The following is an 11,921-nucleotide window of genomic DNA, read 5'->3' on the forward strand; positions in this document are numbered from 1 at the left end:
TAGCGAGATATAACTAAAAAACTTGGTGTAATCCTTGTCATGACTCATATATCCAATGGTGTAGATATGCACCATTAGGGATACAAATGACACCACGACTAACATCACAGCAGTTAAATTATCTACCAAAAAGCCAACACTAATATTGAGCCCACCAATTTGCATCCAAGTATAGAGATTTTGATTAAAAACTGCACCTTTCTCCAATACATGATAATCAAATACCACTAATGCAAGCACGGTAGAAACCAATACACCTAAAATCGTAATTGTATGCGTTACATTTCGACCTAAAACACGCCCAAAGAAGCCTGCAATAATCGCTCCAATTAAAGGTGAAAGTGCCATTGTTAAATAAATTTTTTCCATAATCAATTTGCTATCTTTTGTTTAACAGAATATTGCATGCTAGTGATAATTTGTCGTCCTATTACCTCGCCTAACACAGGTGGAACGGCATTGCCAATTTGTAAATTTTTAGAAGTTTTACTACCATAGAACGCATAATTATCGGGAAAACCTTGTAGCCTCGCTCCTTCTCTGGTGCTTAAAGCTCTATTTTGAAAAGGATGAATGCATCTTGAAGAAGAAGGCGTTCCAAAATTTCTAGTAATTGTTGGCGCTACTTCACCAGGCAATAATCTAGCGTAAGTATTACTGAAATAACTTTTTGGTCTCAACCTTTTTGGTAAATCATTGATAGATCCGCCTTGAGGAACAAGTGATAAAATTTCTTGCATTTTTGCACCGTAGTTAGCGGCATTATGTTCAGTTAACGTTTGGCAATTCCCTCTTAACTTTTTTTGATAATTATTGGCAACTTGATGATATTCTTGTGATGATCCGTTGGTTTTAATTGGTGGCAAATCAGAAATAGCCTCTATTAAAGATATTTTGCCAAATAAGTGTGTTGCAGTTGGTAGAAATACCTTATTCAACTCTTTCTTCCAAGCTAAAATAATTGTTCTTAATCGTTTTTGTGGCAACCCAAAATCAGAAACATCTAAAATGGTTGTGGTGCTATTAAAACCCAATTTATCCAATTTAGATAAGAGTTCTTTATAAACCTTACCCTGGTACATGGTTTTGAAGCCTGCAACATTCTCAAATATTATATAGTTTGGATTTAGTTCAGCAACAACTCTTAAAAATTCATAAAAAAGATTATTGCGATTGTCTTTTTCATTCTTAGACCCTAAGGTGCTAAATCCTTGACAAGGGGGACCACCTGAAACGAGAGAAATTTTTTTGATATTAAGTTTTTGTAATTCTTTCTTAAAATTAATTTTACGAATATCGTCATTCAGCATTTTTGTCTTTGTGTGGTTATTCACATAAGTTTTTGCAAAGTCTCTTTCTATTTCATTCGCTAAAACAACTTTAAAACCAGCTTTATTCAACCCTAAACTTAAGCCACCAGCACCTGAGAATAACTCTACTGCATATAAATCATTCATAAGCCTACCCCCAACTCTTTCAATGACGGCAAAGCATCTAATAATCGCCATTTAAAGTAGTTTTGATCAATAGAAAAAACACTCTGTCCTTCCATTTGTTGTCTTGTCACAAAATTAATATCATTATCTTTAATGCTATCTAATCTAATAAAAGCAACTTGGCCATTAAAAATATCTATATGAGAGACTTTTGCATAAGTAGGGATGATTAGCAAAATGACAAGTTTTGCCGACTTGGTGATTTTATGAAATATAGTCATAGCAAAGCTATGGCTGTGTTTTATAAAATTGTCAAGTTGGTGAAAAATGGCGTTTTGATGATTATTCATATTTATGCAAAGGTCTCTATGAATACAAATAGTTTTGATGCCATTATTTTGAGAAACTCTTTTAGCCTCTCTTACTTTGTGTTCTTTAATATCATTGATACCTTGAAATCCGGTCTGAACTTCAATATTAATAATTTCTCCATTCTTTTGAATTTGTAAATCTGCTGTTGGTGTTCTTTTAAAAGTATCAATATTTTTTAAATCATCATCGCCAATATTAACCATTAAAGCCACATCTATTGAAAATAGTTTAGCAAAAATAGGCTTAAATAACTCTACAAGAGCAAACCCTCTTAACCATGAAAACAAAACTTGCTCTGGTCTTCTGCCTTGGTTATTTAATTTTGATATTATGTCATTATTTTTAAGAATCTCATAAGGACGAGTAATATATTTCTCACTAAACAACTTTAAATCATTATTTTTTAAGTCACCAACCAATATTTTATTAAGATTCTTTAAAATTTTAATTAACCGCTCATTAAGAAGTGTTATATACGCATAATCTATATCAGGCGTGATATCTTTTGCTGCTAAAAAAAACTTAGCGTCAGACTGATTAGAAAATCCTAATTCTAAACGGTATGTTTTAAAATAATTTGCTGGATTATCCATAATCACCCTTTCAAGCTATTAGTAACATCAACACTGATGGTGCCTTTAACTCTAAACAATAAAGTTAGAATCGCTAATCCAATTGCAACTTCTGCCGCTGCCACCGTCAAGATAAAGAAGACAAAGATCTGCCCTGCTTCGTTGCCTAAGAAATGAGAAAAAGCAATAAAGTTAGTATTTACGGCCACCAAGATCAACTCAACACACATCAACAAGGTAATGATATTGGTTCGATTAACAAAAATACCCACTAAGCCAATGCAAAAAATAATAGCGCTTAGAATTAAATAATCACTCAAACTAATCATGATTTATTCTCCTTGTTTTTTGGGGTAATTGAGACCAAACGCACTCTGTCTTTCGCTTGAACTTTAACCTGCTGCGCAATGGATTGACCTTTACGCTTGACTTCTTTGCGGTGCACCAAAGTAATGGCTGCAATAATCGCAATTAATAACAGCACAGCTGCCAATTCAAATGAATAAATATAATCGGTATAAAGTTGTAATGCCAAAACGGTGATATTACTGTAGTCTGCGCCGTGTCTTGCTGGTGCTGCCATCACATCCAAACCGAACTGATTGTAGCCCAATACCATTGCCATTTCAGTAACAATGACAGCTGCCACCAGCAAACCAAGCGGCAGATAACCTGCAAACTTTGCACGCAAGGTAGATTTATCAATATTCAACATCTTAATAACAAACAAGAACAACACCATGACTGCGCCGACATAGACCAAAATCAAAGTAATTGCTAAAAATTCTGCCTCAAGTAAAAGCCAAATACTGGCTGCAGAGAAGAACGCTAAAATTAAAAATAGCACGGCTTTCGCTGCATTACGCGAGAAAATCATTGCCAATGAGCTGGCAATAAACCAAAATGAAAGTATATAAAAAATTATTTGTTCAAAGTTCATCATTTACCTGTATTTTGCATCTTCTGCTCTCGCTTCACTAATGGCTTTTTCGTTATTATCGCCCACTCCTAATAAGCGCTCTTTGGTCATGATACTACCCTCTCTTGAATCAAGAAACGCATAGTCAAAAATTTGCGTTTCAACAATGGCGTCAACGGGGCAAGCTTCTTCACAAAAACCACAAAAAATACACTTAAATAAATCAATATCATACTGTGTGGTACGGCGCGAGCCATCTTCACGCATTTCAGATTCAATGGTAATCGCATTTGCCGGACAAACCGCTTCACACAGCTTACAAGCAATACAACGCTCTTCGCCATTTGGATAACGACGCAAGGCATGCAAGCCTCTAAAACGCGGTGAAATTGGTGTTCTTTCTTCTGGAAATTGCACCGTAATTTTTTTGTTAACCAACTCTTTAGCCGTGATTTTCATGCCGCTACGCAATTCACTAAGGCTAAAATCTTTAATTAATTTTTTAATATTAGATATCATAATTATACAAAGGTCTTTAGAACCAAGGTCCTATTTTAAATTGCGTCATTAATGCGACAACAAAAATCCAAACAATCGTCCACGGCAGAAATACTTTCCAAGATAGGCGCATAATCTGGTCATAACGAAAACGCGGAAAAGTCGCACGAATCCATAAATACAAAAACATAAAGAAAGTTGATTTTGCTAACAACCAAATAATGCCCGGCACCCAAGAAAACCCTGCTTCTAAATAAGCAATGCCTTCAAATGGAGAGTGCCAACCACCAAAAAATAGTATCACAGCCAACACTGCCATAAAAATCATATTGGCATATTCTGCCAAGAAGAATACTGCAAAAGTCATACCTGAGTATTCAACATGCGTACCGCCCACAATCTCAGATTCCCCCTCTACCACATCAAAAGGTGCACGGTTGGTTTCCACCAAAGCCGAGATAAAAAAGATAATCATCATTGGGAATAAGGGGATCCAATACCAATGTAGAACACCGCCTTTTTGTGCCATCACAATATCGTTAAGATTAACACTGCCTGCAATCATCACCACCGTTACCAAGGCAAAACCAATCACGATTTCATAAGAAACCAACAGCGATGCACTGCGCAATGCCCCTAACAATGGATATTTAGAGTTTGATGCCCAACCTGCTAAGATAATACCGTAAACACCCACTGAGCCAATCGCCAACACATACAATAAACTAATATCTAAGTTAGCAACATACATACCCTCATCAAAGGGAACCACCGCCCACACAGCGATTGCAGGGGTGATTGCCAATACAGGTGCTAACAAGAATAGATAAATATTTGCCTTACTTGGGAAAATAATCTCTTTGGTCATTAATTTAAGTGCATCTGCAATCGGTTGTAGCCAACCTTTTGCTCCAACACGATTAGGTCCGATACGCAACTGCATATAGCCAATCACTTTGCGTTCTGCATAAGTAAAGTAAGCCACCACCAACATTAGTGGGAGCACCAAAGCAAGTGCCTTAATTAAAATAATGACAATACTAGCGACTACACCATCAAACCAAGGCAACCATTCATATATCAACTGCCAAACTCCTGTCATGCCCTGCCTCCAGTTGACTGGTTGGCGTTAACAAAGACGCAATTATCAGCTACTTTTTCAGTAATAATAACTGGCACACCTAGATATTGTCCGCCTTCTTTGACCTCTTCCTTCTTTGCAGTGGCTTTATTCATTGATGCACTGTGCATTTGACCAATCTTTGTCACCTGCAGTGCAGTTGCATGTCTTGATAACACATCAATTGCATAAGGTGACTTCTGCCAAATGACACTCACGCCCCGCTTTGTTGTAATATTAATTGCTTTATCGTCTACTTTGTACTGATGACTTTGATTGGAAATTTCACTGGTAATTTGCTCAGAACTTGCGTAATGAAAACCTGGCAATTCTAATAAATCTGCCAATACTTTTAACACTTTCCAAGCTGGCTTAGACTCGCTTGGCGCACTAACTGCTGCTGCAAATGATTGCATCACACCTTCAATATTGATATGCGAACCTGAGGTTTCATAGAAACTTGCAATTGGCAACATGACATCTGAATATCGCGCAACCTCTTTATCTTTAAAGCTATTCATTGAAATAACAAAAGTATTTTTATTGTCTAATGATTCAATCGCTTGGACAAAATCATGGAAATCATACTGCGGATAAACCTCTAACAAAATATAAGCACTCAAATCTGCTGCTAACATTGCATTTGCATTCAAGCCACCTTGACCTGGAACAAAATTTGCCATTTCAGCCGCTATTGAATTTGAGGTTGCACTAACATTTAGCGTTGCAGCACCCGTTTGCTGTGCAATTTCACGGATTAATTTTGCAATGCTGGCAGCTTGCGGATTATTAATCGCATGCTCCCCTAAAATAATCACTGAATTATTTGACGCTAACAACTTATCTGCGATACACTTCGCTACATCGTCTACTTTAATTGTACTGAGATATTCTGGAATCTCAGCACCAGAACGCTCTAAAATTGATTTTAATACTTCTGCTAAGATGACGACTGTTCGATCTGGTGCAACAATATTTTCACTATTGGTGCGATAATTAAAATCAAACGACATAGCGTTAATGACATCAATACTTGCACCCGCTAAGACTGCTTTACGCAAACGATGATTGATCATTGGCTGCTCTAAACGCAGATTAGAGCCAATAATTAAACTGTACTCAACTTCCTCTAATACTGCTAATTTAATAGTAGATTCTAGGTCAATCACATTATCTAAATCTTTAACATTAAGGCGATAGTCCATATTTTCAGAACCGACTTCTCTTAACATTTTTTGCAACAAATGAAATTCTTCGAGCGTTGCAGTATTTGAAGCCAATGCACCAAGTTTATTACCGCCGTCTGCATTCAATGCATTATTAACCAAGCCACGCACTGCAAACTCTAACGCCTTATCCCATTCTACTGCTTTCCATTGTCCATCCACCTTAATTTGTGGCTTAAGCAATCTGTTTTCATGTGCCAAACCTTCATAAGAAAAACGGTCTCTGTCAGAAATCCAAGTCTCATTCACGCCGTCATTATCTCGAGCAACAATGCGCTTAACTTTGCCTTTGTATGTTTGCGTGAAAATATTAGAACCCACCAAATCGTGTCTTGCAATATTTGCTACAGAATGCATTTGCCATGTTCTTAGTTCGTAACGAAATGGCTTAGAAGTCAATGCGCCCACTGGACAAACATCAATCATATTGCCTGATAGCTCTGAGGTAATACCTTCTTTCAAAAACGGCTCAATCTTCAAATCTTCGCCACGACCCGTACCGCCCATTTCCATAATGCCGCCAATCTCACTCCCAAAACGCACGCAACGGGTGCAATGAATACAGCGCGTCATATCAGTATGAATTAAGGCACCAATATCGCTGTCAGTAACAACACGCTTACCTTCCGTAAAACGCGAAACATCTGAACCATAGCTCATGGCCACATCTTGTAATTCACACTCACCACCTTGGTCACAAATCGGACAATCTAGGGGGTGGTTAATGAGTAAAAATTCCATAACTGCTTTTTGCGAAGCTTTGGCTTTCTCATTTTGAGTGTGGACTTTCATCCCTTCGTTAATCGGTGTAGAACATGCAGGTTGTGGCTTTGGCGCGCCTTCAACATCGACCAAACACATACGACAATTTGCTGCTATTGATAATTTCTTGTGATAACAAAATCTTGGCACACTGATGCCTTCTCTGTCAGTAACAGCGATTAGCATCTCACCTGCTTTGGCTTTGACTACATTACCATCAATTTCAATTTCAATATCAGCCATCTAGTCTCCTTTCACCATGCTCTCACCATGCTCAATATAGTATTCAAACTCCTCACGGAAACATCGCAAAAAACTCTCCACAGGCATTGCCGCTGCATCACCAAGCGCACAGATGGTGTTACCCATGATTTTGTCCTGTACACCGAATAATAAATCAATATCCTCAGGTTTTCCATTACCGTCCATAATACGCTTTAACACACGATACAACCAACCTGTGCCTTCACGACATGGCGTACATTGACCACAAGACTCATCATAATAAAAATGTGCAAGTCGCGTCAATGCCTCAACCATACAAGTTGAGTCATCCATTACAATCACTGAACCTGCACCTAACATTGAGCCAGCAGCCTCAATCCCGTCATAATCCATCGTCATTGCCATTGCTGCTTCTGCGGTTAATATTGGCGTTGATGACCCTCCTGGAATGACTGCTTTTAGTTTGCCACCTTTTCTAACGCCACCTGCCATCTTCAACAAATCTTTAAATGGTGTACCCATTGGCACTTCAAAATTCGCTGGATTTTGCACATGACCCGTCACTGAAAATAATTTACAACCACCAGAATTTTCCACACCAATATCAGCAAACCACTGTCCGCCACGGCTTAAAATTTCGGGTACAGAAGCAAAACTCTCAGTGTTGTTAATGGTGGTTGGCTGACCAAACAGCCCTACATTTGCAGGAAATGGTGGCTTAAACCTTGGTTGTCCTTTTTTGCCTTCAAGTGACTCTAACAATGCGGTTTCTTCACCACAAATATAAGCACCAGCACCTAAATGTGCGTATAAATCAAAACTCACGCCACTGCCCTCAATATCTTTTCCCAGCAGTCCTGCTGTATAAGCCTCTTTCAACGCACCTTCAAAACGCTTGAATGGCTCCATGAACTCACCACGGATATAGTTATAACCCACGCTTGCATTCATCACAAAACCACCAATTGCCATGCCTTCAATCACCGCATGTGGGTTATACCTAAGAATATCTCTGTCTTTACAGGTGCCTGGCTCACCTTCATCAGAATTACACACCACATATTTTTGCACATCAGAGCGACGAGGCATAAAACTCCACTTCAATCCAGTAGGAAACCCTGCACCACCTCGACCACGCAGACCAGATGTCTTTAGTTCATCAATGATTTCTTCAGGGGTAATGTTGCCTTTGAGGATTTTACGCCAAATCTTATAACCGCCGCTTTTCTCGTACACTTCAAGCGAATGACATTGTTTCTTATCTAGATTTTTAAAGCAAACTTCATTCATTTGAGATTGTCCACGATGTCATCAATTTTTTTCTCAGTGAGGTTTTCGTAATAAGTGTCGCCAATCTGAAACATGGGTGCACCAACACACGCCCCTAAGCACTCAACTTTTTTCACATTAAGCAAGCCATCTTTTGTTACTTGACCCGTCCTAACACCGAGCTTCTTCTCTAAATAAGACACTAAATCATCTGCACCATTCAACATACATGAAATATTGTGACAAATGCGAATGGTGTGCTTGCCTACGGGCTTATGGTTATAGTTCTCATAAAATGTTGCGACTTCAGCCGCTGCAATGCTTGGCATCTCTAAATAATTGGCCACTGCTTGAATACTTTCGGCACTTAAACTGTTTCCATTTTCTGCTTGCACAATCTTTAATGCCTCCATCACCGCAGAGCTTTGTCGCCCTGTCGGATACTTCGCTACCCAATCATCAATTTGTTTTTTTGCTTTATTTGAAATCATAATTTTTACCTATCAATCTCGCCAAAAACAATATCCTGTGTACCAATAATGGTTACCACATCAGACAACATGTGTCCTTTTGCCATTTCATCCATGGCTGCTAAATGTGCAAACCCTGGTGCGCGTATCTTCACACGATAAGGTTTGTTTGCCCCATCAGAAATTAAATAGATACCAAATTCCCCTTTGGGATGCTCAATGGCACAGTAGACTTCACCTTCTGGCAAACAATAGCCCTCGGTAAACAGTTTAAAATGATGAATAAGTGATTCCATGTCATCTTTCATCTCTGTGCGTTTTGGCGGCGCTACTTTCTTATCATCACTCATTACCGAGCCTGGATTTTCTCTCAACCAATCAACACATTGTTTAATAATATGATTGGATTGACGCATCTCTTCCATACGCACCAAGTAACGATCATAACTGTCGCCTGTAACGCCAACTGGAATATCAAAATCTAATTGGTCATAAACTGCATAGGGTTGATTCTTGCGCAAATCCCACGCCACACCAGAACCCCTAAGCATAGGCCCAGTAAAACCAAGTTGTTTGGCGCGATTAGCAGAAACAATGCCAATATTTACCAAACGCTGTTTCCAAATACGATTATCAGTCAATAAGTCATCATACTGTTTAATACTTTTCGGAAATTCTTTGACAAAATCATCAATAAAATCCAATAACGAGCCTTGACGATTTTTGTTCATTTCTTTTAATTCTTGCTCTGTGCGAAAATCGTTGTTAAGGTATTGTGGCATCTTCTCAGGCAAATCACGATACACACCACCTGGACGATAATAAGTCGCATGCATTCGTGAGCCTGATACCGCCTCATAACAGTCAATCAGTTTTTCTCGTTCACGAAATGCGTATAAGAAAATACTCATTGCACCCACATCAAGACCATGGGTCCCAAGCCACATTAAGTGATTAAGAATGCGTGTAATTTCATCAAACATGACTCGAATATATTGAGCACGCTCAGGTATTTTTAACCCAAGCATGGTTTCAATTGCCATCACATAAGCGTGTTCATTACACATCATTGAAACATAATCTAATCTATCCATATAACCAATAGATTGATTATATGGTTTGGACTCTGCTAGTTTTTCAGTGCCACGATGGAGTAATCCAATGTGTGGGTCAGCACGCTCAATCACCTCACCATCAATTTCCAAGATAAGGCGTAGAACGCCGTGCGCTGCTGGATGTTGCGGGCCAAAGTTAAGTGTATAGTTGCGAATTTCAGCCATTTTATAAAACCTTATTTCCTAATTACTCTGGGTACATTAATATTCGGCTCAATACTCACCGGTTCATAAACCACTCTACCCAGCTCTTCATCATAACGCATTTCCACCTCACCAATCATCGGGAAATCCTTGCGCAATGGATGACCCACAAAGCCATAGTCGGTCAAAATACGGCGTAAATCCGTATGATTTTCAAACAAAATACCAAATAAATCAAAGGCTTCTCGTTCGTACCAATTTGCCACTGCCCAAATATCTGTCACTGATTCAATCATTGGCTGTGCTTCATCAACATAAACTTTAACACGAAGTCGCTTGTTGGTGCTAACGGATAATAAATGATACACCACCGCAAAACGCTGCTCGTGAATGTCTGTGCCATCCTGTGCTTCACGCGCTCTGCCAAAACCCGAAGAGCTTGCATTGGCGTCCCATTCAGATTGACCGTAAGTCAAATAATCAACACCCGATAAATCAATCAAAGTATCAAACAAGAAAGTATCTCTGAGTTGTAAGCAAGATTTGATAATATCAGCAACATCAAGCGTTAAAGTCAATTCGCCAAAGGCATCAACAATATTGCCTTCGCCAAATCCTTCAATCAGTTGTGCTTTTAAGTCTTCCATTAGGTTCTCGCAATAGTATTGGTACGACGAATTTTATCTTGTAATTGCAAAATACCGTAGAGCAATGCCTCCGCCGTTGGCGGACAACCAGGCACATACACATCCACGGGCACAATGCGATCACAACCACGCACCACAGCATAAGAGTAATGATAATAACCACCGCCATTTGCACAAGAACCCATTGAAATCACCCAACGAGGCTCGGGCATTTGATCGTAAACTTTTCTAAGTGCTGGCGCCATCTTATTCGTTAGCGTACCTGCTACAATCATCAAATCAGATTGGCGTGGTGTGGGTCTAAAAACAATACCAAAACGATCAAGGTCATAGCGTGAAGAGCCCGCCTCCATCATCTCTACCGCACAACAAGCCAAGCCAAAAGTCATTGGCCACAATGAACCTGTTCTCGCCCAATTGATAATACTATCAAGCGATGCGGTAACAAACCCTTCTTTCATTAAGCCTTCAATTGCCATACAAACCTCTCTCTAAATAAGCGAATATTTTTTGATTTCTCAAGACTTGTGCAAAAAAATACAAGGGCATATAGATAAAATTATATAACAATGCAGAAGCATCAAAAAATATGAAGTTTACTCCCATTCCAGCGCCCCCTTCTTCCATTCAAAGATAAAGCCTACGACCAACAAAGACAAAAAGATACTCATGCCAATAAAGCCAAACCAACCCAGTTGAGATTGAACCACTGCCCATGGAAACACGAAAGCAACTTCCAAATCAAATAAAATAAACAAAATTGCCACTAAATAATAGCGCACATTAAAATACATACGCGAGTCGTCAAAAGGAGGGAAACCGCACTCAAACTGAGAATTCTTTTCCTCGTCTGGCTTGCTTGGACCCAGCCAATAGCCGATTAACATTGGGACAATACCAAAGGCAATCCCTAAAAAAATAAACACCACAATGGGTAAATAATTCTCTAACACTCCGCCCTTTTGAATCAATAGAATTAAAAACATTATAGACAATTTATTATTGCCTTGGTGGTCAAATATGCGACAAATATATTCCTAGAGACCTTTGCATAAATAGGGGTGATTAGCAAAATCCAATTTTTGCCCAATTGGTGATTTCTTTAAACCTTGTCCTAGCAGGGCTAAGGCTGGGTTTAAAAAATTG

The 11,921-nt window shown here is 38.9% G+C and carries 13 protein-coding genes and 1 pseudogene; all 14 read right to left on the reverse strand.

Annotation, left to right across the window (positions count from 1 at the left end; translation table 11 throughout):
- Positions 1-369: pseudogene (locus BBROOKSOX_RS06625) on the reverse strand (NADH-quinone oxidoreductase subunit L); the annotation flags it as partial.
- Positions 370-371: 2 nt separating this feature from the next.
- Positions 372-1,508 carry a DNA cytosine methyltransferase gene (locus tag BBROOKSOX_RS06630; protein WP_139660439.1) on the reverse strand — a complete coding sequence of 379 codons (1,137 nt, stop codon included), beginning with the start codon at positions 1,506-1,508 and terminating at the stop codon, positions 372-374.
- Positions 1,454-2,401, reverse strand: a complete 948-nt coding sequence (locus BBROOKSOX_RS06635; RefSeq protein WP_180323895.1) for a restriction endonuclease — start codon at positions 2,399-2,401, stop codon at positions 1,454-1,456. Before BBROOKSOX_RS06635 ends, BBROOKSOX_RS06630 begins: the two co-directional genes overlap by 55 nt.
- Before the next feature lie 2 nt (positions 2,402-2,403).
- Positions 2,404-2,709, reverse strand: a complete 306-nt coding sequence (nuoK, locus tag BBROOKSOX_RS06640) for an NADH-quinone oxidoreductase subunit NuoK (RefSeq protein WP_010646092.1) — start codon at positions 2,707-2,709, stop codon at positions 2,404-2,406.
- Positions 2,706-3,320, reverse strand: coding sequence for an NADH-quinone oxidoreductase subunit J (locus BBROOKSOX_RS06645; RefSeq protein ID WP_139660447.1), 615 nt, complete (start codon positions 3,318-3,320; stop codon positions 2,706-2,708). Before BBROOKSOX_RS06645 ends, nuoK begins: the two co-directional genes overlap by 4 nt.
- 3 nt (positions 3,321-3,323) lie before the next feature.
- Positions 3,324-3,818, reverse strand: a complete 495-nt coding sequence (gene nuoI, locus BBROOKSOX_RS06650; protein ID WP_139660440.1) for an NADH-quinone oxidoreductase subunit NuoI — start codon at positions 3,816-3,818, stop codon at positions 3,324-3,326.
- A 16-nt stretch (positions 3,819-3,834) separates the two neighbouring features.
- Complete coding sequence (gene nuoH, locus BBROOKSOX_RS06655) at positions 3,835-4,899, reverse strand: NADH-quinone oxidoreductase subunit NuoH (protein WP_139660441.1); 1,065 nt, start codon at positions 4,897-4,899, stop codon at positions 3,835-3,837.
- Positions 4,896-7,148 (reverse strand): NADH-quinone oxidoreductase subunit NuoG, encoded by a 2,253-nt coding sequence (nuoG, locus tag BBROOKSOX_RS06660; protein ID WP_139660442.1) that lies wholly within the window; start codon positions 7,146-7,148, stop codon positions 4,896-4,898. The genes nuoH and nuoG overlap by 4 nt, the downstream gene beginning before the upstream one ends.
- Positions 7,149-8,420 (reverse strand): NADH-quinone oxidoreductase subunit NuoF, encoded by a 1,272-nt coding sequence (nuoF, locus tag BBROOKSOX_RS06665; protein ID WP_139660443.1) that lies wholly within the window; start codon positions 8,418-8,420, stop codon positions 7,149-7,151.
- A complete protein-coding gene (gene nuoE / locus BBROOKSOX_RS06670) occupies positions 8,417-8,890 on the reverse strand; it encodes an NADH-quinone oxidoreductase subunit NuoE (protein ID WP_139660444.1) in 474 nt (157 codons plus the stop codon). Before nuoE ends, nuoF begins: the two co-directional genes overlap by 4 nt.
- Positions 8,891-8,895: 5 nt before the next feature.
- On the reverse strand, positions 8,896-10,149 hold the full coding sequence (locus BBROOKSOX_RS06675) for an NADH-quinone oxidoreductase subunit D (protein WP_139660445.1): 1,254 nt from the start codon (positions 10,147-10,149) through the stop codon (positions 8,896-8,898).
- An 11-nt stretch (positions 10,150-10,160) separates the two neighbouring features.
- On the reverse strand, positions 10,161-10,775 hold the full coding sequence (locus BBROOKSOX_RS06680) for an NADH-quinone oxidoreductase subunit C (RefSeq protein ID WP_139660446.1): 615 nt from the start codon (positions 10,773-10,775) through the stop codon (positions 10,161-10,163).
- Positions 10,775-11,254 (reverse strand): NuoB/complex I 20 kDa subunit family protein, encoded by a 480-nt coding sequence (locus BBROOKSOX_RS06685; protein ID WP_010646103.1) that lies wholly within the window; start codon positions 11,252-11,254, stop codon positions 10,775-10,777. Before BBROOKSOX_RS06685 ends, BBROOKSOX_RS06680 begins: the two co-directional genes overlap by 1 nt.
- Positions 11,255-11,371: 117 nt before the next feature.
- Complete coding sequence (locus BBROOKSOX_RS06690; protein ID WP_010646105.1) at positions 11,372-11,728, reverse strand: NADH-quinone oxidoreductase subunit A; 357 nt, start codon at positions 11,726-11,728, stop codon at positions 11,372-11,374.
- Positions 11,729-11,921: the final 193 nt, after the last annotated feature.

Source organism: bacterium endosymbiont of Bathymodiolus sp. 5 South, assembly GCF_900128535.1.
Taxonomy (GTDB): Bacteria; Pseudomonadota; Gammaproteobacteria; order PS1; family Pseudothioglobaceae; genus Thiodubiliella.